The organism is Paenibacillus sp. FSL H7-0735 (assembly GCF_038008505.1).
Classification (GTDB): Bacteria; Bacillota; Bacilli; order Paenibacillales; family Paenibacillaceae; genus Paenibacillus_AQ; species Paenibacillus_AQ odorifer.
In genome coordinates, this window is sequence record NZ_JBBOZH010000001.1 from 4,006,453 (window position 1) to 4,031,381 (window position 24,929).

Here is a 24,929-nt window from a genome sequence, read left to right on the forward strand (position 1 = left end):
TGCTATAGCAACAAGATTGCTAAATTGTTGGGTAGGAGTGAAGTAATGGCTACTAAAGTAAACAATATTCGGCTGACACAGACTAAACAGTCTTTAATTGACTCCTTTTTAAGGTTAGTTTCCCTGAAGGATTTTGAGAAAATAACAATCGTCGATATAACAAAGGGAGCTAAAGTTAATCGAGCCACGTTTTATGCACACTTTAATGATAAATATGAATTATTGGATTATATTATGGGTGATTCGGCATCCGCGGCTATTGTAAAACATACTGAAGGAGAAATTAAATTCGATCAAGAAGGCATCATTCAACTCGTATTATCGGTATTCGATTTCTATCAGCAACCGAACATACAATGCCGCAGCAGTTATATAGGGATGGTTGTCCCTCAATTGAAAGAGAAGATTGTAAATGAGCTGAAGGTTCACTTATCTAACGCTTTAGGAGATAACATGAAAAGCTTTTATGTACCGATCATCGCACAAATGATCCATGAAGGTGTCTATCAATGGGTAACAGGAAATAATACTATAAATCAACAAGAAGTCGCCGAGAGAATTTCATCATTAGTCATAAGCGGGCTGCAATCGTGAGTTAAAATCAGAAGAGTCTTCAGACCTTTCCGCTGCCTGACACTAAGGGGCCGAGTTCGTCATTTTATAAACGACCTCGGCCCCTTGTGATACAGCGTATTATCTGTCTGTGCAACACATCAATCGTTTACACATTCCCCAGAAAATTTAATTGCCAAGACACGCCAAATTGATCCGCCACCCAGCCAAATTTCGAACTGAATGGATATTCACCTAGTGGCATGAGCACCTGTCCACCCTGGGATAATGCTGCATAAACGCGGTCAATTTCAGCTTCACTTTCACAATTCACATATAAGGATACCGCTGGAGTAAAGGTGAATCCATGCTTCACATAGCTATCTATACACATAAAAACTTGTCCATGTAATGAAAAAGTAGCCTGCATGACACTCCCTTCAGGTCCTGCTTCGTCCGCTCCATAACGCTTAATACTGATGATTTCGGAGTGATCAAATAAAGAAGTATAGAAATTCATAGCTTCTTCAGCCTTTCCTTCGAACATTAGAAAAGTCATTATCTTTTGATTCAGTTCCTTCATAATCGTCCAGCTCCTTACAGTCATTTTATACAGATCATCTCATATCATTAACGCTTTCGTATACTTTCAAACGGGCATATACGGTTTCAAGAATGGGATACGCAACTTGACCAGGTACAGCCATCGCCAAAAGTGCACCATGCAGATGCTCAGCTTCCACTGGCAGATGTTTTAGCATATCCCTATGCATAGAGGAGGTAAATTCGGGCAGGACCGAATCCATCTTTTGCATCGTGACCGACACCATATCTGGTCCAACAGGCATACCTGCACTTTGCGCTATGCTCACGATCTCATTCAGAAGCTGCTCATAAATAGCACGAGCTGTAGGTGAGGCTAAAATAGGTCCAACCGAGCTATCCATTAAAGTTGTAATCCCGCTTAAACTAGCTACGAATATATATTTCTGCCACACTTCGCGTTGAATATCAGAACTTAATATCACAGTGAATCCTGCTTTATCCAAATGGCTGAGAAGTTTCTGCATCCGTTCTGACTCCCCACCCGCCCATTCACCAAACACAATACTATGAAAAGAACTACTTTGTATGATAGCTCCATTAGAATCTAACGTTGTTTCAATATAACAAAGACCACCCAGTACCTTTTCTGCTCCAAAATGCTGCTGCAAAATACCAAAATGTTTATACCCATTAAGGAGCGGGAGAATCATAGTATGTTCACCGACGAAAGGGGTTAGATCCATCATCACCTGAGGCAAATGATAGGCCTTCACTGCAATAATAATACAGTCAAAAGGCTCTGCCTTCTCCCCGTATGTAATCGTCCGAACGGGAGTCTGAAAGTCACCATGCACACTTTTTATTGCCAGACCCTCATCTTCTAACTGCTTTTGTTTAGTAGAACGGACTAGAAAAGTTACATCTTCCCCTTTTTGAACTAGACGCCCTCCAAAATAACCACCAATAGCTCCTGCACCCACGAATAGAAAACGCATGTAAGTCTCCCCTTTTTTCACCTTATTTTAAACAAATAAAAAGACCGCTTAGCTTATCCGCTAAACAGGTCCGAATGGCAAAAAAAGAGTCAAGTATCGACCGTTCTTTTGTCTCGGTCCATACGGATCTGAGCAAAATCCAACGAGTTCACCTCCATGGCTACAATTCATAAATCTGATCCAACTAGAGCACCATTCGATTCTATCGATACAGCCTCTCTGGAAAGTATAACAAAAGAAAACCTTAAAGCCTAGTTTTAATCCATAACTTGGAGATGTCCAAAAACCCGAAGGAACCGGTGTGCAGACCAAACAGGCTTTGATTTAGCTGAGCTTTTTTATTCATATGACAGCCATGCAGCACCCAATAATTGTCTCGTAAAATTCCCTCCGCTTGATTCAGCAGCTTCACCCGTTCATCCTTTGGAGATTCTGTGAAAGGACCTAACACCTTTGAAAACAATGAAATCTGGTCCTCTCTAAGCAAAGAAAATAAATAATTAGATTTATTATTAAAGTAGTTAATCATTCCCCATTGCCAATCGTCTTCTAAAACCTCTTCAGCAAGCTGGATCTCGGCTGTTGTCTGTATATGATCTGCTTTAAACTCATTGAAAAAGTATAATTTAATTTGCAAACCAACGGAGGCAGCGCGTGTTTGGAGCCATAACGCTTCTTCTCGTTCTTCTTTTTTATCCTTAGTTGCTAAAGTAATGACTTCTCCCTGATACCCATTTTCCGCTAAAAGCGCTCGGGCATGTTCCAAAGTTGGATCTACAAGCTCTCTCTTACTGCTCTCCCATGGCAAAAAGCTATCTGCTGGAGTGATACGATTGCCACCCAACTCTTTTATTAAAGCCGTTCGACTGTAAAGGATACGGATCACTTGACGAAACCATAGCTGCTGATGAATTCCCTCTCTATGAAAATTAAACAGAATATATCTACAGCCTAAGGCCGGGTAATCTATACTGTGATTGCTGATGATATCAGGTAAAAGTTCTCCATGTTCAGGATCTGGCAGCTGGTATTGGCGTTCATTAGAAGCCTCTTTTGGCAAATACCAAATCTCAACACGATCCAGGAGCGGCCGAATTCCGAAATAAAAATCAAAAGCTGCGAGCACCAATACATCCTCATTCAGATCCATTAAACGGTAAGGACCTGTACCGATCACTTCACTAGTGATGTCTATATCGTATGGGAGTATGGACATGTGAATGCAACTAAACAGATGCAGAAAAAAGAGATTTGGACGAGACAGATCAAACCGGATTCGATGATCTCCTTCAACCTCTACTCGTTCGATATCCTTATAAAGGTTCACCGCAGGGCTATTCAAGTCAATAAGCCGTTGTAGCGTCTCTTTTACATCTCTCGAGGTCATAATTCTTCCGTGATGAAAGCGTACCCCCTTGCGGAGGTAAAAAATATAACTTGTATGCTCCTCATTAGCTTCCCACATATGGGCCAAACCAGGAAGAAAGGCATCGGTCGTTGCGTCATAAGTAACTAGTGTGCTATAGATCTGACCCAGCAAATAGGATTCAAAAGCGGTGTATACATAAGCAGGGTCCAGTACTTCCTTATGCCGGTTACGGGTAATCCGCAGGACGTCCAGCCCTGAGGTTGACTCTGCTTCACTACGAAAACCCATCTGTTTATTTAACATCGTTAACAATCGTTCCTTTAAGGGTCCGGTCACCTGATCGCTGCTCATCAATTCGATAGCTTCTTTTATCTTGCCTTTACTGACTAACTCCTGAAAGCTATCCTCGAACACCTCATCAATACTTTTTAAAAAAGTAAGTTGAGAGATATGCCCCCTGCCTCTCCCCGGCTGCCATAGAATATATTCCTGCTCTTCCAGTTTCCGCAGAACGAATTTAACATTGCGTGGAGTGCAAATTAGGATCGAAGCCAATAAATCTATCGTCACAGGAACAGGTTCATTCACTTTGAACGAACTAGTAACGCTTGCTGCTAAACATAAAAAATGATTACTTATCTGGTCCAAATGGTTCACTCCTTTAAAGGTGAAACGGTCAATGTATTTCTTACACTTTTCCTTCCCCCTTTTATCATTATAATTATACATAAATCAACAATGAATATGCAGCAACAATATTAGAGCAATAAGACTAGGAGATCGTAATCATTATGAAACAGCATCTAAGGCACATTCACCCTCTAGCCTGGACAATTATCATCGGCACTATGTTCGGACGTCTGGTGACCTCGATGAGCATCCCATTCTTATCCATCTATCTGACCCAAGTTCTCGGAGCTTCCCCGACACAAACAGGGATTACGGTCGCGGTTAGCTCGCTGGCAGGCGTATTGGCTAGTTTCTATGGCGGTTATATTTCTGATATTGTTGGCCGCAAAATTGTGATGTTAATCTCGGTATTTGGCTGGGCAGCCGTCTTCTTCGGATTCTCAGTGGCTCAGCATCTATGGGTATTTTTCTTGGTAAACACCCTAAATGGCTTATGTCGATCAGTATTCGAGCCTACTTCACGGGCACTTTTGTCCGATATTACACCACCCGAGAGCAAGCTGCTTGTCTTTAATCTTAGATATGCAGCAATTAATCTTGGTGTAGTATTTGGTCCGATCATTGGGCTACAGCTCGGCTCTGCGGAATCAACTTTTCCTTTTCTAATCGCCGGAATCGTATATGTTGCATACGGAATTGTATTATTCATGCAATTTAAGGCACATCGTTCAAGCATGCCCGCCCGTACACAAGCTCAAGCACCACGTTTACTCGAAGCTTTGACAATCACAGGAAAAGACCGTGTGTTCCTGCCAGTATTGCTGGGTACAATCTTTTGTGTGTTAGGATACGGTCACTTCGGCTCAACAATGGCTCAATATTTAGCGATGAACACGCATTTCACCAATGGGGGGCAATTGTTCTCCTATATGCTTTCACTGAATGCTATAACCGTGTTAGTAGTGCAGTATCCCATTGTACGTACGGCAAGTAAATTTCCACCGATTGTCCCTTTAATACTTGGGAATATCTGCGTTGCACTTAGTCTTCTCTTAGTGGGGCTTGCTGGTGGTGTGGCTCTACTAATGATCAGTGTAGTTCTGTTCACTATAGGGGAAGTCTTACTCTTTACGATGATGGATATGTTAATCGATCGGATTGCCAAACCTGAAATGAAAGGGACGTACTTTGGTACGATTGGCTTTAATAATTTAGGGAGTGTTATGGCACCTATCTTCGGTGGGGTGTTGTTAGACCATTATGGCGCTCAGAATGGCCTTGCGATCTTTGTGCCGTTGGCTTTAACAACAGCTTTTGGTCTTCCTTTTCTTCTCGTAGCGCACAAAAGACTTGTTGCCAGAGAGAAATTAACACTTGGTATTAAAAATAGAGCAATAAAAGGATGATTTTCCAATTCAATACGTTGTTTATTGGATCATCCTTATCTCGGTTAACATAATCATTATTATGTAAACCAATTATGTGAATTAATTCTTTTAATCAGAAAAGAGGGACCGTATCTTTGCAGAATATGCAATAGCTACGGTCTCTTTTACATAGAAAAAACGGTTAATCATATATTCCCTGAAGAAAACTCAGCTGGCCTTTTACATATTGCCTTAGCTCTAAGGGCTCCATGATTTCGGAATGACCTATTATGCACCAGACATTAGCACATGCACTTTCATAACCAAACATATTCACCTTTAAAATGAATGCATCCCCTTCTTCTCTCATTTCCATGATCTCTAGCTGAGATAAAGAAGACATTGTTCTCTTATCAGCTCTGATCACAACAGGATAGACCTCTTCTTCTTTACACGCTTGCTTAAAAACCTGTCCCTGCTGCTTCCAGTGCTCTTCTAATGAAAAATCCATAGGTATAGAGTACTCTTCTTCCACAAGCTGCGTAGAGACAATTCGCTCACATTTAAACGTTCGGATTTGATTAGCTTCTTCACAGTAGGCTATAAGATACCATTCCTCTTTTTTCACCACAAGACCATAGGGCTGTAATTTCCTGCACGATACTTCTCCGTTAACCTTTTGGTACTTAACCTGTAGTTTCTGAGATCGCCAAACGGCTGTCCGGATAGATTCCAGACAGGGGATTTCTATTCGTTCTGCCCACCAAGGTGTGTCATCGAAATAAAAGCGCTTTTGCGCTTTCTGAATGTCAGGTTGATAGGATGCGGGCAATGTTTTTTCTAATTTCAACAGCGTCGTCTTCAGCTTAAGACCAGATTCAGAATGTCCTCCAGAATAGATGCCCATACCTGTTAAATATAGATTGATTACATCTTCACCATGTAACTGCTTCAGGTTAACTGTATATCCCTCCATTAAGGAGATACCACCATTCGGCCCCGACATAGACAACAAAGGAATTCCAGCTTCAGCTAGTACATCAATATCTCTATAGATTGAACGTACAGAAGTCTCCAAGGCTTGAGCTAGTTCATTGGCCTTCATTTTCCCTCTCGACTCCACTAATAATAAAATAGCAATCAAACGATGCAAGCGCATGGGAACCTCCGAGCTTTTCTTTTTTATCAAGTATACTTCAAAATTCTTGCCATGATGTTGTCAACAATAAGAGGTTATGATTAGTTCATTACATAAAGGGAGCTGAAACATATGAAAATTGCCGTTTTAGGAACAGGGTTCGGAGCTTATCATGCAGAATTATTGACGAAAAATGAGCGTGTAGACAAAGTTATTGTTTATGGTAGAAATGAAGCTAAGCTGCAAAATTTAAAACAAGCGTTAGGCGTTGAGATTACCACAAATATAGAGGATATCATGCTTGATACCAAAATTGATGTGATCGATATCTGTCTGCCCGTAACTTTACATAGACAGTTTGCCGTTGAGGCGCTTAAGCATGGGAAACATGTATTCTGTGAAACACCTGTATGCTTTAACAATGAAGATGCCCTTGCGATGAAGGAAGCAGAACAACAGTATGGCAGACGAATCCTCGTGAACCAATTTATTAAATTTGATCCTGCGTACAAATATTTATACGAAACCACTCATCAAGAGAAATATGGAAAGCTCTTAGCTTTCACCTTAAAAAGAGAAACGGCACCTCTGTGGGGTGATCTCGGACTTCATTCTATCTCCACAAATCTGATGATTCACGAACTTGATTTTGTTACCTGGCTGCTTGGATCTTTAGAAGAATACTCTGTGTGGGGAACCGATGGTGGACGAAATGAACAAGCGTTAGTACGTACCCATTTTCAGAAAACGAATGTCTCCGCAGAAATCGTTGTATCCTCACAAATGCCAGCTGGTTATCCTTTTTCCGTAGGGTATGAAGCTTATTTTGAACAAGGAAAGCTTGTCTATCAAGAAAGTGACGACATGAACGGAAAGGTTGAAGGATCATTAATTGAATATACCTCTGCAGGTAAACAGCAACTATTGATAGAACAAGCTAATCCTTTTGAAAAGAGTATTACGCATGCTCTCCAATGCTTAGAGGAGGGTACTTCATCCATAATCGAGTTAGACCATGCCCTACAAGCTATGGAACTAGCAATAAAAATAGAAAAAAAGCTTGTGTAAACATAGAGGTTGGTGTTGGGTATCCTTTTTCATGGGTTTTGTTTGTGGGGGCGTAGAACTTATTGAATTAGTGAATTGTAGCTAGGGAGAGGAATAGGTTTTGATTTTTCTATTGTGAATTTTTCATATGTTGAAATTATAGAACAAAGTAGTAATTTTAGTCCTTTTTGGTAAGCTGTCCTTAGTTCTAGTTTATAAAATGCTGTTATTTCACAGCATTTTGCAGGGATTTCATCCTGGGATTAAGATAGTTCAATTAGAGGTTAAACTAGTCATACGATGGAAATTCTCAAAGATCGTGGTCCCTGCTGATATTGTGGAGGTAATGTCCGAGGAAAATAGGGTTTTTAGAATGGCGCCTTATAAAACCAGCGGCAGTCTTGGACTGGAAAATAAAGTCCTATCTTTAATCCACCTCTATTACTCTTCTCATTTAAAGTACACACCTACATCACGTTATTCTGCCCGTTAGCTGAACAGGCTGCCTATGATCTCGGCAGCCTGTTGTCATTGTGCTATCGTGCCCCATTAGCGTAAATAGCGAGATTTATTAAATCTAACGATTAGTTTCAGAAAACTGAATCGATTGGATTGTATCAGTTGATGGGTCAAATTGGATTGATACAAAAACCCCAAACTCGTTACCTGCTTTGCTTCTAATCCATAGTTTGAATTTCTCTTCAGACTTTTTAGGTGTTAGTTCAGTACGACCAATGTGCTTATAATCAATTATGACTGCATTGTATCGTTTTTGTGTTTCCTCTTCTGCAATTTTGCCCCATTTTGCGTATTCAGGCGCAGCCTCTACTGTAACAGTGGAAAAAATAAGTATCGCCAAAAATGATATCAGTAATTTTTTCATAATAACCGCCCATCTGGAGAAGTTTTCAGTAATATCTCCCACTTTATCCAAATGTATTCTTAAACAACTTAATGCCAGCGTGCAGTCTACAACTTTATTTTTTCAATTAATCAAGATCTAGATTTAGGAAAGTCAGATATAATAAAGGGTTCCACATATTATACATGACTAATATGTGGAACCCTTTATGCTTAACTATCGTACTCCATTAGGATTCCTATGGAAGGAATATTTTAAGTCGCATTGTTACTCATGTGGCATCTTGTCCATATCCATATATACAACACACTTTCACTTTTCCTTAAATGCTGATACCTTCATTGTATTGAATTCATCAACTCATAGTAATATTTAGAATCATTAGTCTTATTAAGGCTATACCAGGCGTCTAATGTTTTTGGAGAAAACACATCCAAAGCTTTCAAGATGTGTGCAGAAAATTCCAACGGAGCTATTCCAGATGCTGTGATCAGTTTTCCATCCGTTACAGCAGACTCCATTTTGTAATACTTTTCTCCTGTATAAGTGGGACAGATCATTTTAAGGTATTCCAGATCATTGCTTGTATGCCCACGTGAATTCAGCAATCCTGTCTGGGCAAGTCCCATTGTAGCACCACAAATCGCTGCAACCCATATACCTTCCCTTAAACATCTTTCAGCGATTTTTAAGAGGGGGTGGTGAATGGTTTCTGTCCATGTATCTCCACCGGGTAAAATCAATAGATCTGATCTTTCAATGCTGCACTCATCCAATTTGATGTCAGGCAGTATTTTCAATCCGCCCATTGTAGTTACTGGAGTCTTATCAATTCCCACGGTAACTATTTTTGACGGGACCAGCCCCTTTTTATAATATCTTCCCGATTTCAGTTCGGCAGTTACGTAGCCTATTTCCCAGTCTGCCATTGTGTCAAACACATAAAGATATACCGTATTATTCATTTGCAAGTTCTCCTTATTTTACAATTCATCTAGTGATACCAACCATCGGTAATCAATGATTATCGTCATTATAAAATGACTTCACTGACATCCGCTGTCAGTGAAGTTATTAAAGTTGATAATATTCCAATAACTCCGACACCACACCAACAAGTTTTTCCTTCAAACTCTGTGGTTCGATTACTTGAATGGATTTCCCGTAGGATAAGAGAAAATTAGGAACATAGGTATGAATTGATTTTTCCTCAAGTAAAAAGATTGCTTGATTTGATGTACGCTCTTTCAGATGATGCCCCAAAAACCAATGCAGGCATAAGTCATCCAACGCCTCTGACCTACCTTCGATAACTAAAGCAATTAACCCGTCCTTGCCGACTAAATCAGGTAATAGATTTCGCAAAAAAAATTCCCGAGCCAAAAAAGCTTCGGAACGTTTAAATATGTTTTGAGTCCGCTTGATTTGTAAAATCCGTTCTACCCGAAAGCTGCGAATCTCATTTCTCAGGTGGCAAAATGCAACAATATACCATTTATTGTTCCAGTACACCATACCATAGGGATCTATCACCCTAGTCTTGGGTTGATCATCACGGCGTGTGTGATAATCAATTTCTACAGAGAACTCGTTTGCTACAGCTTGCTCCAATTCCGCTAATACTGGCTGAATAGAAGGATCTCCCCTACGGTTTATAACTTCAAATCCGGCTAAATGACGGCTGAGAACACTTTCCTGTTCCTCATTCGAATACATTTTCAATTTGGATGTCGCATTACCTAATGCCTCACTCAAAGGGTATCCGGCTTCTTTTGCAAAAACAGCAGCATGAAGAAGTGCTTTTTTTTCTTCAATATCAAATAGCAGTGGTGCTCTGATAAAATTATTCAGTAGGCTATACCCGCCATTATGACCAGTGTCGGATATTATAGGCACTCCACTGGCACTTAGCGCATCAATATACCGATAGACTGTCCTTATATTTATTTCTAACTTTTCGGATATTTGTTTTGCGGTCATTTTAACACCCGAATTCAGCATCCATAGGATTGCCAGCATATTATCGTTTTTTGGCATCACATATACCTCATCTTTTATTAGGATCGCTCAAAATTATTAGCTTTGCGAATCGCCTGCATCCCTTTATTCATCGATCTTCCAGCCTTTCGATCCTCACTTAGCAATCTATAAACAACAATCTGCAATTTTTAACATTGCTGCTCTTAGCTCAACCCAACAATCTACTTTACCACAACTTGTGATACAGTTCACCGCGCTGTTTTTAACGGTGAGTTTTTGGGTCATCCTTTGCAGGATGCTCTTTCTTTGATCCGCTAGGTTCCAATTGCCCTAACCGCCGTTCAGGGGACTAAAGAATATACTCAGCATATACATCACCTCGAAGAATGGATATTTCCAGTTCAATAAACTTGAGTGATGCGTATAGACTTTACCAAGTAGACAGTAATAACGCCTTTACACAAAAACAAACTTACCATGCGTCTGCTCATGAGCAGTAACGCACGGTAAGTTCCATCAATAATAACTCTTTATTTGGTAATATGTTGTATTTTTACGAAAATATCTTCCTTCTTCATTTATTTATGCCGTCATCAGTATTTAAGCTCAATATTCTTCCACATGGTATTCCCATCCTTGTCGAAGCCTGTCATCTCGGTAGCGCTCATCAATTCGCCTGTTTTGACATCAAAGAAAGCGCTCATTCTCAAACTGTCATTCTCACGATTAGGAGAATTCGGCGAGATACCCATAACTCTTAGCAGCAGACGTGTTTTGGAGGAGTTAGGATCAGTATTATACCTGCTGATAGTAAAATGATACCCCTTGATCCAGTCATCTGCTATAGCAGGATTTCCTGGTTTCATCCCCAGTCTCTCAACAGCTTGTTTAACTGCATCGGAAGAATCGATTTGAATATCAGATATCGCATACTGTCCTTTTACAAGTAAATTCTTATCGTGCTTTTTCACATCAGTCTTAATGGCCATTCCATTATCGATCTTGATATAAATAAAAACATTCCCTTTCTTGCTGCCAAATTCGAGATTCCAAGCATCTCTTGTTCCATCCGAACCATCGGTTCGTTCCTGGGAAACAGAAGTGTCATCCGTGCTTGTTATGTTAATAAGTAATGGCTCTTCTTCCGTAAGCTTATTCGCCTCTGAGTACCCAAGGCGCAGTGCCTCCATCGCGGTTACGCTCTTCTTTTCATTGGTTCCCTTATTCGTTATTGTGGCAGCTGGTTTCTCTGTCTCGTTAATCATCTCACTGGTTGTTGTGACGGCCTGTTCCTCTGATTTGTTAGAAGAGCCGTCGAAAAGAACATTTTTCATACTGAAGAATAGAACGACCATAATCACAATCAATGTAATTGAGGCTATGCTAACATATTTCTTCTTACGCAAGGCTGCTTCTCCTTAGTTAATAAGTATAAGAAACTTTGGTTACTGCTGAAGTAGTATCCGTACTGTCCACACAATGACGATTAAATTTTCCAATTTTTAACACAACAAAATCATACAATAATATTTCTTCAAATGCAATTTTTGTCGCATATTTAAAAATAATGGATATTATTCACATTAACTCGAAACGAAATTGATCCTAGCTCACTGGTTTCAAGGGTTAAACTTGCCCCTATTTATGATACAGTTCACCGAGTATGATCTTAAATTAAGCTGCCCGTAAGCTGGATAAGCTAACAGTCATTCCCTCAAATCCATTGATAGACCTCTGCATAGGAAAACTTAAGTTGTTCTCGCAACTTTTTATTTTCTTCTTCGAGCTTCTTCATCTTTCGTTTTAACGACGCAATGATGGCGTCCTTGTTGTTTTCATCCATCTCCCGCTTAATTTGTTTCGGTGTCGGCTCTTGAACTTGCTGCTGACGAAGCGATTCAATGCGAATTCGTATCTCAGGATTGTCTTACCCGGTAAGCACTTTATTATTCAGTCTAATACTTGTTTTCATCGAACGCCAACGGATAATTGCATTTCTCCGCCTCATGCGTTACACTCTTTATATTGACAAATTTGCAGGTCTATATAAAAAAAGGAGGTTAACGCGCCCATGTGCCCCCGTACCAAAGAACAAAATGAGCTCATACGCATGCAGCGCAGAGAACAGATCCTGGACTTCGCCGCGCATACCTACTTCCGTACGGGCGGAAGCTTTGATATTCGCGACGTCGCCCGCGAGGCTGGTCTCGGTTATGGCACGGTATACCATTATTACCCCAACCGGCATTTACTAATAGAAGATGTGCTGAGCAGCGGCTTCGAGCGATGTGAGCAAACCCTGACTCAATGGGCGAACATCAGCCGGGACAACCCTGACGACAGGCAGTTGTTAACGTATTGCAAGACGCTACTCCAGTTGTGGCAGTCAGATGCCCGCGCATATCTCGTCTACAAAATGGCAGCGGAACATTTTACAGGCTTGCCAGAGAAAGATCGGCACCCTGCCAAGAGACGATTCATGGAAAGGCTGTATGTTCCACTCCAATCGACTATGCAGCGTGAAGACGACAGCATCAACCTTATGCTTGCCGTGTTGGTCGGCTGCTGCGGGCTGCACTACTATGCGAGCAATTCCGAGCTGGACATCGATCGAATCGCCCAGCTCGCGATACAAGCCATTACAAAGGAGTCCTGAAACAAACATGGTTATCTTAAAAAGCAAGTATGAAATCGAAGCCATCCGCAAGGCATGCCAGGTTGTGGCCGAATGCCATCGCACAATTGCCCCGCTCATCAAACCGGGCATCACAACGAACGAGATTGAGCGCATATTCGAGGATATTATTTTGAAGCACGGCGCCAAACCATATACGAAGGGCTACAATGGTTATCAATATGCGACCTGTGCCTCCGTCAATGACGTAATTGCACATGGCTTCCCTACAAATAAGCCACTTGAGGAAGGCGATATCGTGACGATCGACACGGTAGCGGAGCTCGACGGCTGGCTCGGCGATTCAGCCTGGAGCTATGCGGTCGGGAAGATCTCACCGGCGGCTGAGAAGCTGATGCGCGTCACGAAGGAGTGCCTTGACCTCGGCATCGCGCAGGCACAGCCCGGCAATCGGCTAGGAGACGTGACGAGCGCAATCCAGCAGCATGCCGAATCGAACAACTTTGGCGTCGTGCGCGACCTTCTCGCTCATGGCATCGGTCGTGACCTGCATGAGGAGCCTACCTATATGCATGTCGGCAAGCCCGGCAAAGGCCCCCGCATCAAGGAAGGCATGGTATTCACGATCGAGCCCATGATCACTGAAGGCACCTACAACATGACAATTGATCAGGACGGCTGGACCGCCCGGACACTGGACCGCAAGCTCGCCGCCCAATACGAGCATACGATCGCCATCACCGCTGAAGGTCCACAAATCCTGACCGCGCAATAGAACAATTAGAAGCCGACCAACGAGAGGGTCGACTTCTTTTTTATTTATTGAGCAGAACTTCTTTCTTCATCCGATACATGTGTGATCTTCTCACATAGGTGGAGAAAAAGAATGTCCCGCGGACCGATTGAATTCTTAATGCGAAAAGTATGCTAAACTTAGGAACAACAAAATCCCCCTCAATCTGAGGGGGGGTTCTATTGCAATGCATTACGTTTCTCCTAACATTTCCTACAAACGCTAATGATAGATGAAGATGACGGAGAAAACGGCGTTTTATTCCAGTCAGCATATTGATGTTCGACGCGAAAGCCGTGACGGGTTAATAAAGAATGAAGCGTATTCGGATCCGTGAACCGACAAGCAATCCGGGAAGTCGTTCGCTTATACCCCCAATCACGCATCGTGACCCAATGCATGATATGCTGGCCAGCATCGTAACATTGTGTGCCTGATACCTTGACGTTATTTCCATCCTTATCAATAAATGATCCCCATTCTGTCTCCTCTTGATCGGATAAATCCGTTCCCTCCGGATTACGGGTCTCAAATGCAAAGATTCCATGAGGTTGTAAATGTTTGTGAACGGTCGTGAGCAAATCGCTTTGATCTTGATCACTTAAAAGTGCCTGAAATGCATTACCAGTCAAATAAATCATCGAAAATCGCTTATCCGATTCGAAGGTACGGGCATCACCTTCCATAAAAGTAACAGTCAGCCCTTTCGCCTTCAACCGCGCATATGCAATCATTGCTGAAGAGATATCTACACCGGTCATTGTTATACCGGCTTTCGAGAGGGGGATCGTTGTTAAGCCTGTACCACAAGCAAGTTCTAACACTTCCCCAGGACTCGATCTAGCAAGCTCAAGATAGAACTGATATTTGTCCATTTCACCGTCAAATTCAAGATCGTAATTTACCGGATCTTGAAATTCTTCAAGATTGCTATGTTCAATCAACACCATTCCCCCTTTCATTCCTTGTTATAATATAATCGAAATAAATGCTCATCGACAGCCATCGCGCTTAACAGTATTATTTTACTATTTTTTTTGATAACACGTTTGGTGACAAACGGTTATAATCAATTTTTATCAAACCTACCACTCCTCGTTAGTTCAACCATGAACATTCCATTTCATATTTTATAAAATATACTTTCACCATTGAGGAAGGGGCGACAATACTCAGCGCATAATTTGGGCATTCTTTCACGCATCCAGGCATGAACATGTACATTCTCCATCTGGAAGACGTAATATCCAATAATAGCGACCAACATTAAACCTTCCAACTGAAGTAGATCATTCGCTGTATTTTCGTACTCTCTGTAGTAACCCTTTAGGAAAGTATCTCTTCGATCGGATGGCAGCATCATAGCTCCCATGGCTACATCAAGTAAGGCATAACCGTTACCGAAAAAGCCAAAATCGATGAAGCGCACCTCTCCTTCGGTTGTGATGATGATATTACCCATACACAAATCCCCATGAATAAGGTCAGGGCCAGCCTCCCCGCCACGGTCATCTAACCGGGAGTTGATCAATTGCAGCGTTTGTTCAATGACATTAGCATCAGAAGGCGTAAATAAATTCTTTTTCACACCCGAATGAATCACACGGATCATCCGTTCATTATAAGCTTTACCTTGACTCGGTCGAATCTCCATACCTGTATGTTCGTACTGCCGAAAAAAAGTATGCAGTTCTGCTATTTGCGATCCCAGTTCTTTTACCAGTTCAAGATTGTTAACATCATTCATATTCATGTCTCTTCCATCCAGCCAGGTGAGGACGGAGCAGTTTAGCAGTTCACCTTCGTATTCAATGATCGTAATAAGTTCACCCTCATTGTTTCTTACGGGAGTCTGTATTTCGTTGCTGCTCCAGCTTCCCAGCTTCTCAAGCATTTGCAATTCTCCAAGAATGCCGCCGTATGTATGTTGCAGACCTTTCATGTCATCTATAAAAGGGTCATGAATGCGGAGTAAATATGATTTTCCCGTTCTGTCATTAACACGATAGGTTCTGTTCTCGTTATGCCTTAAGAAAATAATCTCAGGCTGTTGGATATCGTAACTGCCTAGTAAGTCCAAAAGCTTCTCGTTCGTCATAAGGACTCCTTTAAAATAGAAGGATTCATTGATTCAATCTTCGTCTGAATCATAAAAATTGAAATCTACTACATTCCAAAAATCATTCGACTCACCAATTGTACTTCTACAACATTTTCGAAATATCCTGCCTATAGCTTGACGAAGCTGCCGGAATGTTTTTCGCGGCAGCTTCGTAGTGAAAGGATATTCAGCTCTCAGTCTCATTAATCCAACCAAACTCTTTTATTTCTTAGTGATAGGCACCCATATTTCGCTTTTAAAATTTGGCGATGTGATATCTTTGTGCTCATTCCAAAGAATTTCAGGCCCTTTAATTAGCTCATATCCCGATGACGGAGCCCATTCCGAATATATTCGCCCCCAGATCTCTTGTAGCGCACTCGGAAAAGAGCCGACGACTGTGAATACAGCCCACATGGAGGCCGCCACTTCCAGCTGATCCAAGCCATTCCATGCGTCTTTCGTAGTGGCAACGCCAATATAATGATCGAACTCTCCTTTTTCCTCCATACGCTCCTCAGAGAAATTTGTAGAGGCGCTTATAAACCCTGAGGGCTCAACATCGGAAAATCTCTTCATCTCATCAATCATTTCCGGCGTCAACCCTTCATACATCGACGCAATCTCCGGATTGACCCCTTGGAAAATGATTGGTACCCGTTTTTTTATGCCCACGATGTGAAAAGATTCTTTGATTTCAATACGGTAATTCATTTCATTTCCTCCTTTGATAGTCAGCTGAAACGACATCCGAGGGAACGCCTTAAGGGATTGTCCATGGACCCGAGCTTCCGAAGGATTTACCCCATGCATGCTATGGAAAGCCCTAGAAAAGGAATCAGGCGAATTATAACCATATTTCAGAGCGGTATCGATAATTTTGATATTACTTTGTGATAGCTCGAGTGCTGCCAAGGTTAGACGTCGACGCCGGATGTATTCCGACAGAGTAATGCCTGCTAGGAATGAGAACATGCGAGTAAAATGATATTCCGAACAGCAGGCTATTTTCACAACCTCCTGATAATCAATTTGATTTGTTAGGTTCTCCTCAATATAGTTTATTGCTTTGTTCAGTTGTATCAGCGTATCCATGACGTTGCCTCCCCTCGTTAATTATAGGTTATCAGAGAAGGTTTTTACCTTCCCGACTTTTTCTGCACGATTCTGTAGGGTTTTCATGTTTCGATGAACAGACACTGGATATAAGGAAGTAAAACTCTTCTCACAAGAAGGACCACTTTTTTTGAATGTCAAGATTATAGTTAACATAATAATAATTATGTTAACTATAATCTGAAGTGCGTTCAGATGCTCGCTCGTCCACTCACTTTCACAACCTTTTCATAGCAAGCGCAAAACGCTCTATCGTCTCTTTTGACAACCCATTTACGTTCTTATTTTTTCCTTTTACCATCCGCAATACAAACCGATCTAGCAAAGTTAGCTTCTCTTCATAGATCTCATCTCCAAAAACTTCTTTCGTCACCGATTGGTTATATAACACTTCTGGAAACGCAGATTTCAATTCTTGTGAGGCCTCCTCACCTTTTGCTCCTGCACAAATAAACAATCCTACTCGTTTTTTCCCTAGTTCATGTTGATATTTTGCTGTAAAATCAGTCATTTGTTTTTGGATTTTCCCATAATAAATAGATCCTCCCAAGATGACCGTATCATATCGTTCCAGTGTCGGCTCTTTAGCATGCATCAAATTAACTACTTCGGTTTCTTCGCCCAGTTGAGATTTTAATAAATAAGCCGCTTTCTCCGCACACCCATATTTCGAGGTAAACATAATTATTGTCTTCATTCTAATCGCTCCCTTCCGCTCGCTGGTCACTTATTATCTTAAGGGTTCACGTACATGCTTTAACAAAATAACCATACAAGCAGCAATAGCTAAAGCCATCGTCGGAAAAATTACACACTCGGCTATAGACACAGCCACACCGCTATAGATCATTGCCGCCAGCATTGCCGTAATTGCTAGCAGTAATGTAACTCCTTTGAAAACAACGACAGTTGCCAGTAGGTACCCAAAAGGTTGTCTACGAATGACCATAATCCCCGTAACAATTGCTAATGGGACCAAGATCGCAAGATCCAAAACTTGAATTACCAACGTACTATAGTGCTCTAGCCCTTGTGGCGGTATTCCCCCCAGTAGTGAATTCAGTATTTTCCCTAGCCAGAGAAATAAAATCATAAAAGCAATAACCATTAGTGAAAAGCCGATTCCTTTAGAAGGTAAACTGTTTTTAAAGTAAGTATGTATGGATTCTTTATCGAAGGAAAATAAGGCTAGGATGAATGCGAAAAAACTTAAAGAAAACAACAGCACATAAACTAAAAACAATGAATTGTACATCGTCAGAAAGCTGTAGGATGCGTAAGTATATAAAAAGTACCCCAGAGTGCCCGTAAGGAGCATCCTCCCCTTTATCGAGCCTTTAATTGTCATGATGAGCGAACTGAGCAGTAAAGGTATGGCAAGAAATAATGTAACTCCATCCTGTGCTTTAGCTTGTGCCGCCGCAGAGACAGAATCATGGCTGTACACTCCTGACCCCTGAAGCTTTACATCCTCGCCCCATATTGACGTAAAAGTATATTTTGTTCCATCACTTATCCCATCTGAAAACAACCCAACCGCTGTTGCAAACACTGCAATAACCGAAATCAACACCGACAGCACTACGACTTTCCTTATATGTTTTATAACAACCTCCCCCTCCCTTCATGAAAATATTTAGATTTTACCTGGAGGCAATAGCAACCATTGAATCCAAATGACATGAAATCAGAGCTTCGACCTGATCATCAGGCAGATCTTTTTCGACAAGCAAACGCATAATTAAACCGAACGCTGCACTCCATATCACCTGAGCAGTGAGTTCTACGAAAGCTTCCTCACGGTTTTTCTGTGCTTCAAATCTGAACAGGCCCTGGCAGAGCATCCCAATCGCTTTACGCTCCTGGGCTGCTCCTCTAAATAGAACAGCTGTGTAACTAAGAACAGCCGGCGTATCGTTTAGCATGACATTCCGGTATTCTACACCCGTGGAAAGAGACATCCTGATGAACTTCTCCAATGATCGTTTTAAAAGTGTATCTGGAGGTAATTCCTGCTGTACCTCTTGTTGCACAGACTGAAGCTCAGTAAGCATATCCGTATATTTTTGTTGCAAATAGTTCTCGATAATCTCTTCTTTGCCTTTAAAATAATGATAAATAATTCCCGGTGAATATTCGATTTTCTCAGCGATTTTTCGGATAGAGAGCTTCTCTATTCCCTCTTCAGCAATCAATAAAGCTGCATTTTGCAGGATCAGATTTCTCATTTCTTCACGCTCACGTACTTTTCGTTGTTCTTTAGTCATAAATTTGTCTCCTCATGTGTTGAACATTGTTTAATCTTTGAACACTGTTTAATATATGTTTTGGATTAGTATTATGTCAATATCCTTAGTCACATGTATTCCCCTCCTCCAATCTACATATCTGGACATAAAAAATCCGCCAGTCATTTAGACTGACGGAACCTTTAATTTGTGAAGTTAAAGGATTACAGACAGAGGGTTTTAGTAATGATAACCAACAGGATAAACAGAACCAGAATAGCTCCTGTGGAAGTGAAACCACCGTATCCTCCTGCAAATTCGCCCATTGTTGACTCCTCCTTTGTAATTGAGTACATCATAAGATATGCAATATTGCCCTCACTGACTGGGTATTTTGAACACAAAAAATAAACCAACGACCCTTTTTATGGTGAATGGTTTAATTGGTTTACATAAATAATGTTATGTTAACTAAAGTAGAGAGCATTAGATGCTCATTACTTTACAATTCGTATATGTTCTTAATAGCTAGCCAGTTTTATAAAAAATACAGTTTCCTGGCCGTCCTTCTTGACGCTCTCTTGGTCATCCTCCACTGTCTAGCGCTCACTCGCTTAGCACCACTTTTCCATTCCATTTGCTGTTAATAGTAAACTCCTTCTTTAAGAAAAACCCGAAAACACACGGATTTTCATTTCTTAATTCGATTAATAGTTAATGTGTTGAAGTATTGGCTGGGGTTGCCTTGTTGTGGATTAAAGCGCTCTTGAAACTCTCCATGGGTATAGTCCCCGATCACTTTATGCCAGAAATCACGAGCGGGCGTATTCGCACGGACTTGTGAAACCTTCCATTCACCAGAGTACATATCAAATAGCTTATGCGCAGCCCATGTACCTACACCACTTCGGCGGTATTTTTGCATCACAAAAAACTCAGTCATATAAAACTGGCCTTCAGGATTACGCAATAACCTGTCCACCAAAGCAAAACCAGCAATATGCCCGTCCACCTTAAACAAATATGCGAATTTATTATTCCCGCTACTCCAATAAGCTTCTAGTCCCGGATAGGCCGGAAATACCCCGTCTTGATTGACTTCAAATTCCAAATAACGGGTGAAATCATATAGGTAGAACTGCATTAATCTGCTTATAGTATGCTTACGTTCTTTGGGAACCAGCTCAATTTCAAGTTTCATTATGTGCACCTCTGACATTTATGTTTACTTCACATCATAAAGCTTACCGGCATCAGGAGCAAGGCTCGTACCTAGTTTCCCCTTCATTCAAAGTCCAATATGGGACAAAACATGTTAAGATAGAAAGGAGAAATTTTATGCAATCTATGGAAAAAGGTGAATCACATGAGCGTTCAAAAGAACGATGACCGTAAAAAACTTGATCAAAAGCTACCCCTCATGCCCTGGTTCGTTCAGCAGTTTATTGACTATAAACGGCCTGATCTCTCCCCCTCCACACTGCTGGAGTATATCCGGGATTATGAATCTTTTTTCGGCTGGTTGCGGGCAGAGGGCTTATCCCAAGCCGGCTCAAATACCGAGATCACGCTTCTAGAATTGGAAACCCTACATATGGACAGTATTGTCGGATATCGGTTGCATCTAACTACCCGAGCCGAAGGTACGAACACTCGTGTTACTGTATCCCGTAAACTATCTGCATTACGCTCCTTATTTCATTATTTAAGTCAAATCGCTGAGGACGAGAACTTTTATCCATTGCTTAAGCGAAACATTATGGCTAAGGTTGAGGTCAAACGAACACATAAGCCAAAGGATACTGCTGCTAAATTAAAAGGTAAGATTTTGGAAGATGAGGAATTACTGGAGTTTGTGGGGTACATTTATGAAGGGTATGGACGGGATGTGGAAGGCAACAAACAGGCTTATTATTCGTTTCAATTGAATCACGAGCGTGATGCCTGTATTGCCAGCTTGATTCTGAACTCTGGCCTGCGTGTATCTGAGGTAGTCAATCTAAACGTAGACGATTTGGATATTAACAACAAGCTGCTCTATGTCACCCGCAAAGGGAATAATGACGAAACGTTTAAGACACCCGTCTATTTTAGAGAGCAAGCTAAAGATGATCTAGCTCTTTATCTTAGTCTGCGCCAATCTCGCTACAAAACACCCAAGAGAGAAAAGGCCTTATTTATCTCTCTCCCTAACGGGCGTCAAGAAGGCAAACGTATGACCAAACGTGCGATTCAAGAAATGATTATTAAGTACGCTAAACGCTTTGGTAAACCGTATCTTACGGTTCATAAGCTGCGTCATTCTTTTGCAACAGATTATTATCTGCAAAATGATATTTATAAAACGAAGGAACAGCTCGGGCACGCATCCACCGAAACAACTGAGATCTACGCTCATTTAACGGATAAAACGATGTCTGAGGCGATCGAGCGGCGTGTCGATAATTAATGATCACAAAGGGAGCTCATACTTCGGATGAGTAGCCGCTCTTCGCTAGTGCAGAGATGTTATCGGTCTCAGCGGACCTTAAACACAGGATTATCTCATATTTGGGTGGCTAACGGACCTCAAGGTCGCTATTGGCCTGAAATACGCAAATATGAGCTCCATGCTATGAAATAGCGACGCTGAGGTCCGAAACCCCGCTTAAAAGGTGATAAATATGCAAATAAGATCATCTGGGTCCGTAAGCGTCCGCGGGTGATTAATCTCGGCAGTGGCGCAGCCAATAACTCAAAACAATAGAGCAGTAACTCTTCCGATAGGAGATTTACTGCGATTTGTGTCGCCTACCCGGAAACTTTACTTTCGCTTTTCTTCAAATTTGAATTACATTCGGCGGGCACCCCTAACCCGATTATTGTTGCACTAAAAACCCACTTACGGTACGTAAGTGGGTTTTCTTATTCTAATTTCTGGGGTAACCCTCCCTTTAAAACCGGTTGTTAGCGACTATTGGGTTAGCAGGAACGCTGTTTTTTGCTTATCTATTGTGAATTTTTCATATGTTGAAATATTGGAAATAATACCGTTGACCTAGCAATTCTATGACGATTTCTGTGCGTGCGTGGATATCAAATACCTTTAATTACTCCAATACCTGCGGTGAAATTTTGTTCATCATCGATGGGCAGAGTACCATCCACATCTAGCCCCGAATCTCTCCTGGCAGCTTGATCACCGTTACCTTATCTCCGGCAGATAGCCCCTTTTCTTCTGGGGGTACAACTATCAAACAGTCGCTATCCTTGATCGTGACCGTTACGGAAGATTCATCAATGAGTGCCGGATAAGCAAACAAGCTGCCGTCTTTTATTTCTAAGCGAGCTCGCACAAATCTAGTAAAATTATTCACTCTTTTATAATCTGTACCGAGTGTAACGTTCCATTCCGGTAAAAAGGGCTGAGAAGCACTTTGCATCAGAGAAATCACAGGCCGTGCAAACAGTTGGAACCCAACGAAACAAGCCCCCGGATTCCCGGATAAAGCTAACAGCAGCTTACCCTCTCTAACCGCAGCAGTAGTTACGCTTCCTGGACGCATCGTCACTTTGTTGAACAACATATTACCACTTTGTTCGCGAACCAAGTCGCCCATGATATCATAATCCCCCACAGAAACGCCACCCGTTGTGATCACAAAATCATAAGTTTCCAGCGCCATCTGTACTTTACTTCTAGCCAGCTCCAGATCATCCACAATAGCGCCTAACATTACTGGAACACCCCCTGTCTCTTTGACTAGAGCTTCGAGCATAGGGGAGTTACTATTGCGGATTTTGCCAGGCTCCAGCGGCTCATGCACTTCCAGCAGCTCTGTTCCTGTGGCAAAGATGGCTACCTTAGGACGACGATAGACTTTCACGGTATGTAATCCAAACGCTGCAAGAACAGCTATATCCCCCGCAGAGATTAACCTTCCTATAGGCAATACAAGATCTCCTTGGCTTAATTCGAAACCTTGAGGTGTGATATTAATGTTTGCCTCTAGTTTTTTTCGAATACCAACGTAAGTCTTTCCTTCCTCTTCACGTCTCTCCGTGACCTCCAGCATCACCACAGCATCTGCCCCAACCGGTACTTGTGCACCAGTCATAATTCTTGCGGCTGTTCCCGGAGTTATATCTACCGCAGGCACTGCACCACACGGAATATTATCCACAATTTCTAACCATACAACTTGTCCATTAACACAGTTATGGGTGTCCGACGCTATAATCGCATATCCATCCATACTCGAACGATTAAACGCAGGAAATGTGTGTGGGGCAATCACTTTTTCAGCCAAATAACGTCCACAACACTCATCTAGCGATACGTTTTCTGATTCTAGCGGATTGGCATATTTGATTATTTTGGCCTGAGCTTCTTTGACTTGCAGCGCTTCCCGCTGAAATTTATTATCCTTCATAAAGACCTCCGCTCTGAAACGTCGATTTTTGCTGTAATAGGTATTATTTTAACATGAGACCTCTTGAAGTAAAATTATAAACACAAAAGGCCACCATCCATGTTTATGGGCAGCAGCCTTTTCTACAAAAATTTTTTCCCGGTATAGTGATCCATTACTTCTCTACTAGGCTAGGATGCTCTAATTACCTTTACATCCCCAGGGATTATTTTCTCCCCTTCATAAAGCATAAACCGTCCATGTTGCCACTCTACACGCAGTAGACGTGAATCATCTGATTGATATTGCCACACATGCTGCTCTCCACCATTCATAAATGGCGTCTGACCTGCAACAGCAACAAAACCTTCATATTCTTCCTCCAGGAAAAATGTATAGCCATCGAGCTCAAGAGTTGCTGGAACCTCAGCAGGATTATCTAACCGCCCATCGATAGGTCTGTACAATCCATATTGCAGCTGTTCCCGCTCTTCTATATGAAGATAAGATATCTGGCTTCCATCTCTAAGGGTCAGAACTACAGCATTACGGCCCCGATTATGTGTCCGGCCAGTAACTTCATAGGTGACAAGCGATACTTCACAAATGTCTCCGGGAGACAAATTAAGCATACTTTTTTGAACTTCCTGAGGCGCTGGCTTAGAGAAAAGGTTACCTATACGTTTCCACATACTCAACTTGATCGTTCCTCCTACATAAAGGCAGTAATAATTAAAGCACCCGTAATTTGCAGTGAACCTGATAGCAGGCCATATCCGATTTTACCAAGCTGTGTACCATGATCCAGATCCAGCTTCCCCCAATTTGCTAGTAGAAGCCGGACCGTTCTTTCTAAAATTAACAAAAGCAAAAATGATACCAACGAAATCAGCAACGCATCTAACAAACTATTGGAAGCCGCTATCGATGAAGATAAAATGAAGGCCTGAGCTAAAAGCTTCATTACAAACCGTGTAGTCACCGCCATATTTCCAGCCTTTAACTCTTCAATATCGTTATAACGAGTAAAAAGTGAATCTATATACATCAGTACAAACAGCAACACAGCGCCGCTCACCGTCCACACGACCATGGACACCAGAATATGGAGATCCATTCTATAGCCCCCGCTTAATCATTTTGCATGCCTTTCATAAGCATAGATAAAGCGAAGAAGAA

25 protein-coding genes and 1 pseudogene are annotated in these 24,929 nt (G+C 41.7%); 6 read left to right on the forward strand and 20 right to left on the reverse strand.

Annotation, left to right across the window (positions count from 1 at the left end):
- Positions 1–45: 45 nt before the first annotated feature.
- Positions 46–594 (forward strand): TetR/AcrR family transcriptional regulator, encoded by a 549-nt coding sequence (locus NSS82_RS18175; RefSeq protein ID WP_076099076.1) that lies wholly within the window; start codon positions 46–48, stop codon positions 592–594.
- Between the two features lie 127 nt (positions 595–721).
- On the opposite strand, the gene NSS82_RS18180 is transcribed toward NSS82_RS18175, so the two are convergent.
- The 3 genes from NSS82_RS18180 to NSS82_RS18190 all read right to left on the reverse strand — a co-directional run bounded on the left by NSS82_RS18180 (position 722) and on the right by NSS82_RS18190 (position 4,110).
- The gene (locus tag NSS82_RS18180) at positions 722–1,135 is read right to left on the reverse strand and encodes a VOC family protein (protein WP_076273265.1); all 414 of its coding nucleotides are present in this window, start codon (positions 1,133–1,135) and stop codon (positions 722–724) included.
- A gap of 34 nt (positions 1,136–1,169) precedes the next feature.
- Complete coding sequence (locus NSS82_RS18185; protein WP_076273266.1) at positions 1,170–2,093, reverse strand: ketopantoate reductase family protein; 924 nt, start codon at positions 2,091–2,093, stop codon at positions 1,170–1,172.
- Between the two features lie 244 nt (positions 2,094–2,337).
- The gene (locus NSS82_RS18190) at positions 2,338–4,110 is read right to left on the reverse strand and encodes an ABC transporter substrate-binding protein (protein ID WP_076106794.1); all 1,773 of its coding nucleotides are present in this window, start codon (positions 4,108–4,110) and stop codon (positions 2,338–2,340) included.
- Positions 4,111–4,253: 143 nt separating this feature from the next.
- On the opposite strand from NSS82_RS18190, the gene NSS82_RS18195 reads away from it, so the two are divergent.
- Positions 4,254–5,498, forward strand: coding sequence for an MDR family MFS transporter (locus NSS82_RS18195; protein ID WP_036687590.1), 1,245 nt, complete (start codon positions 4,254–4,256; stop codon positions 5,496–5,498).
- Between the two features lie 163 nt (positions 5,499–5,661).
- Here the strand turns inward: NSS82_RS18195 and NSS82_RS18200 are convergent, their stop codons facing one another.
- Positions 5,662–6,618 carry a helix-turn-helix transcriptional regulator gene (locus tag NSS82_RS18200; RefSeq protein ID WP_076099073.1) on the reverse strand — a complete coding sequence of 319 codons (957 nt, stop codon included), beginning with the start codon at positions 6,616–6,618 and terminating at the stop codon, positions 5,662–5,664.
- Between the two features lie 111 nt (positions 6,619–6,729).
- Here NSS82_RS18200 and NSS82_RS18205 point away from each other — a divergent pair, with 111 nt between their 5' ends.
- The gene (locus NSS82_RS18205; protein ID WP_076273267.1) at positions 6,730–7,665 is read left to right on the forward strand and encodes a Gfo/Idh/MocA family protein; all 936 of its coding nucleotides are present in this window, start codon (positions 6,730–6,732) and stop codon (positions 7,663–7,665) included.
- A 556-nt stretch (positions 7,666–8,221) separates the two neighbouring features.
- Here the strand turns inward: NSS82_RS18205 and NSS82_RS18210 are convergent.
- The 5 genes and pseudogenes from NSS82_RS18210 to NSS82_RS32700 all read right to left on the reverse strand — a co-directional run.
- On the reverse strand, positions 8,222–8,527 hold the full coding sequence (locus tag NSS82_RS18210; RefSeq protein ID WP_076273268.1) for a DUF3889 domain-containing protein: 306 nt from the start codon (positions 8,525–8,527) through the stop codon (positions 8,222–8,224).
- Positions 8,528–8,844: 317 nt separating this feature from the next.
- Positions 8,845–9,471, reverse strand: a complete 627-nt coding sequence (locus tag NSS82_RS18215; RefSeq protein WP_076099070.1) for a type 1 glutamine amidotransferase family protein — start codon at positions 9,469–9,471, stop codon at positions 8,845–8,847.
- Between the two features lie 109 nt (positions 9,472–9,580).
- Positions 9,581–10,543, reverse strand: a complete 963-nt coding sequence (locus tag NSS82_RS18220; protein WP_076099069.1) for a helix-turn-helix transcriptional regulator — start codon at positions 10,541–10,543, stop codon at positions 9,581–9,583.
- A 536-nt stretch (positions 10,544–11,079) separates the two neighbouring features.
- Complete coding sequence (locus NSS82_RS18225; protein ID WP_036687600.1) at positions 11,080–11,892, reverse strand: hypothetical protein; 813 nt, start codon at positions 11,890–11,892, stop codon at positions 11,080–11,082.
- A 308-nt stretch (positions 11,893–12,200) separates the two neighbouring features.
- Positions 12,201–12,413: pseudogene (locus NSS82_RS32700) on the reverse strand (DUF6262 family protein); the annotation flags it as partial.
- A 144-nt stretch (positions 12,414–12,557) separates the two neighbouring features.
- Between NSS82_RS32700 and NSS82_RS18230 the strand changes: the two are divergent.
- Together NSS82_RS18230 and map are read left to right on the forward strand one after the other, a co-directional pair.
- Positions 12,558–13,142 carry a TetR/AcrR family transcriptional regulator gene (locus NSS82_RS18230; RefSeq protein WP_036687602.1) on the forward strand — a complete coding sequence of 195 codons (585 nt, stop codon included), beginning with the start codon at positions 12,558–12,560 and terminating at the stop codon, positions 13,140–13,142.
- Between the two features lie 7 nt (positions 13,143–13,149).
- On the forward strand, positions 13,150–13,896 hold the full coding sequence (map, locus tag NSS82_RS18235) for a type I methionyl aminopeptidase (RefSeq protein WP_036687603.1): 747 nt from the start codon (positions 13,150–13,152) through the stop codon (positions 13,894–13,896).
- 221 nt (positions 13,897–14,117) lie between these two features.
- Here the strand turns inward: map and NSS82_RS18240 are convergent, their stop codons facing one another.
- The 8 genes from NSS82_RS18240 to NSS82_RS18275 form a co-directional block, all read right to left on the reverse strand.
- On the reverse strand, positions 14,118–14,858 hold the full coding sequence (locus NSS82_RS18240) for a class I SAM-dependent DNA methyltransferase (protein ID WP_081386672.1): 741 nt from the start codon (positions 14,856–14,858) through the stop codon (positions 14,118–14,120).
- A gap of 179 nt (positions 14,859–15,037) precedes the next feature.
- Entirely contained in the window at positions 15,038–16,012 is a 975-nt protein-coding gene (locus NSS82_RS18245; protein WP_076099066.1) for a phosphotransferase enzyme family protein, read from the reverse strand.
- A 225-nt stretch (positions 16,013–16,237) separates the two neighbouring features.
- Positions 16,238–17,110 carry an AraC family transcriptional regulator gene (locus NSS82_RS18250; RefSeq protein WP_076273270.1) on the reverse strand — a complete coding sequence of 291 codons (873 nt, stop codon included), beginning with the start codon at positions 17,108–17,110 and terminating at the stop codon, positions 16,238–16,240.
- A 238-nt stretch (positions 17,111–17,348) separates the two neighbouring features.
- Positions 17,349–17,828, reverse strand: a complete 480-nt coding sequence (locus tag NSS82_RS18255) for a flavodoxin domain-containing protein (protein WP_076273271.1) — start codon at positions 17,826–17,828, stop codon at positions 17,349–17,351.
- 33 nt (positions 17,829–17,861) lie between these two features.
- The gene (locus tag NSS82_RS18260) at positions 17,862–18,713 is read right to left on the reverse strand and encodes a hypothetical protein (protein WP_081382429.1); all 852 of its coding nucleotides are present in this window, start codon (positions 18,711–18,713) and stop codon (positions 17,862–17,864) included.
- A gap of 61 nt (positions 18,714–18,774) precedes the next feature.
- Positions 18,775–19,398, reverse strand: a complete 624-nt coding sequence (locus NSS82_RS18265; RefSeq protein ID WP_038571504.1) for a TetR/AcrR family transcriptional regulator — start codon at positions 19,396–19,398, stop codon at positions 18,775–18,777.
- Positions 19,399–19,583: 185 nt separating this feature from the next.
- Positions 19,584–19,685, reverse strand: a complete 102-nt coding sequence (locus NSS82_RS18270; RefSeq protein ID WP_197069683.1) for a sporulation protein YjcZ — start codon at positions 19,683–19,685, stop codon at positions 19,584–19,586.
- Between the two features lie 365 nt (positions 19,686–20,050).
- Entirely contained in the window at positions 20,051–20,560 is a 510-nt protein-coding gene (locus tag NSS82_RS18275) for a GNAT family N-acetyltransferase (protein WP_063829840.1), read from the reverse strand.
- A 165-nt stretch (positions 20,561–20,725) separates the two neighbouring features.
- Here NSS82_RS18275 and xerS point away from each other — a divergent pair, with 165 nt between their 5' ends.
- Positions 20,726–21,808 carry a tyrosine recombinase XerS gene (xerS, locus tag NSS82_RS18280; protein ID WP_036687613.1) on the forward strand — a complete coding sequence of 361 codons (1,083 nt, stop codon included), beginning with the start codon at positions 20,726–20,728 and terminating at the stop codon, positions 21,806–21,808.
- A gap of 700 nt (positions 21,809–22,508) precedes the next feature.
- Here the strand turns inward: xerS and NSS82_RS18285 are convergent.
- The 3 genes from NSS82_RS18285 to NSS82_RS18295 all read right to left on the reverse strand — a co-directional run bounded on the left by NSS82_RS18285 (position 22,509) and on the right by NSS82_RS18295 (position 24,867).
- Entirely contained in the window at positions 22,509–23,771 is a 1,263-nt protein-coding gene (locus NSS82_RS18285) for a molybdopterin molybdotransferase MoeA (RefSeq protein WP_076273272.1), read from the reverse strand.
- A 170-nt stretch (positions 23,772–23,941) separates the two neighbouring features.
- A complete protein-coding gene (locus NSS82_RS18290) occupies positions 23,942–24,448 on the reverse strand; it encodes a DUF4178 domain-containing protein (protein ID WP_036687616.1) in 507 nt (168 codons plus the stop codon).
- A 14-nt stretch (positions 24,449–24,462) separates the two neighbouring features.
- Positions 24,463–24,867 (reverse strand): DUF350 domain-containing protein, encoded by a 405-nt coding sequence (locus tag NSS82_RS18295; RefSeq protein ID WP_036687618.1) that lies wholly within the window; start codon positions 24,865–24,867, stop codon positions 24,463–24,465.
- Between the last annotated feature and the right edge of the window lie 62 nt (positions 24,868–24,929).

What these genes read in the sequence shown, in the direction of transcription:
- NSS82_RS18175 (WP_076099076.1), top strand. Translation starts at nt 46, where the DNA reads ATGGCTACTAAAGTAAACAATATTCGGCTGACACAGACTAAACAGTCT.
- NSS82_RS18180 (WP_076273265.1), bottom strand. Translation starts at nt 1,135, where the DNA reads ATGAAGGAACTGAATCAAAAGATAATGACTTTTCTAATGTTCGAAGGA.
- NSS82_RS18185 (WP_076273266.1), bottom strand. Translation starts at nt 2,093, where the DNA reads ATGCGTTTTCTATTCGTGGGTGCAGGAGCTATTGGTGGTTATTTTGGA.
- NSS82_RS18195 (WP_036687590.1), top strand. Translation starts at nt 4,254, where the DNA reads ATGAAACAGCATCTAAGGCACATTCACCCTCTAGCCTGGACAATTATC.
- NSS82_RS18200 (WP_076099073.1), bottom strand. Translation starts at nt 6,618, where the DNA reads ATGCGCTTGCATCGTTTGATTGCTATTTTATTATTAGTGGAGTCGAGA.
- NSS82_RS18205 (WP_076273267.1), top strand. Translation starts at nt 6,730, where the DNA reads ATGAAAATTGCCGTTTTAGGAACAGGGTTCGGAGCTTATCATGCAGAA.
- NSS82_RS18210 (WP_076273268.1), bottom strand. Translation starts at nt 8,527, where the DNA reads ATGAAAAAATTACTGATATCATTTTTGGCGATACTTATTTTTTCCACT.
- NSS82_RS18215 (WP_076099070.1), bottom strand. Translation starts at nt 9,471, where the DNA reads ATGAATAATACGGTATATCTTTATGTGTTTGACACAATGGCAGACTGG.
- NSS82_RS18220 (WP_076099069.1), bottom strand. Translation starts at nt 10,543, where the DNA reads ATGCCAAAAAACGATAATATGCTGGCAATCCTATGGATGCTGAATTCG.
- NSS82_RS18230 (WP_036687602.1), top strand. Translation starts at nt 12,558, where the DNA reads ATGTGCCCCCGTACCAAAGAACAAAATGAGCTCATACGCATGCAGCGC.
- map (WP_036687603.1), top strand. Translation starts at nt 13,150, where the DNA reads ATGGTTATCTTAAAAAGCAAGTATGAAATCGAAGCCATCCGCAAGGCA.
- NSS82_RS18245 (WP_076099066.1), bottom strand. Translation starts at nt 16,012, where the DNA reads ATGACGAACGAGAAGCTTTTGGACTTACTAGGCAGTTACGATATCCAA.
- NSS82_RS18250 (WP_076273270.1), bottom strand. Translation starts at nt 17,110, where the DNA reads ATGGATACGCTGATACAACTGAACAAAGCAATAAACTATATTGAGGAG.
- NSS82_RS18255 (WP_076273271.1), bottom strand. Translation starts at nt 17,828, where the DNA reads ATGAAGACAATAATTATGTTTACCTCGAAATATGGGTGTGCGGAGAAA.
- NSS82_RS18265 (WP_038571504.1), bottom strand. Translation starts at nt 19,398, where the DNA reads ATGACTAAAGAACAACGAAAAGTACGTGAGCGTGAAGAAATGAGAAAT.
- NSS82_RS18270 (WP_197069683.1), bottom strand. Translation starts at nt 19,685, where the DNA reads ATGGGCGAATTTGCAGGAGGATACGGTGGTTTCACTTCCACAGGAGCT.
- NSS82_RS18275 (WP_063829840.1), bottom strand. Translation starts at nt 20,560, where the DNA reads ATGAAACTTGAAATTGAGCTGGTTCCCAAAGAACGTAAGCATACTATA.
- xerS (WP_036687613.1), top strand. Translation starts at nt 20,726, where the DNA reads ATGAGCGTTCAAAAGAACGATGACCGTAAAAAACTTGATCAAAAGCTA.
- NSS82_RS18285 (WP_076273272.1), bottom strand. Translation starts at nt 23,771, where the DNA reads ATGAAGGATAATAAATTTCAGCGGGAAGCGCTGCAAGTCAAAGAAGCT.
- NSS82_RS18295 (WP_036687618.1), bottom strand. Translation starts at nt 24,867, where the DNA reads ATGGATCTCCATATTCTGGTGTCCATGGTCGTGTGGACGGTGAGCGGC.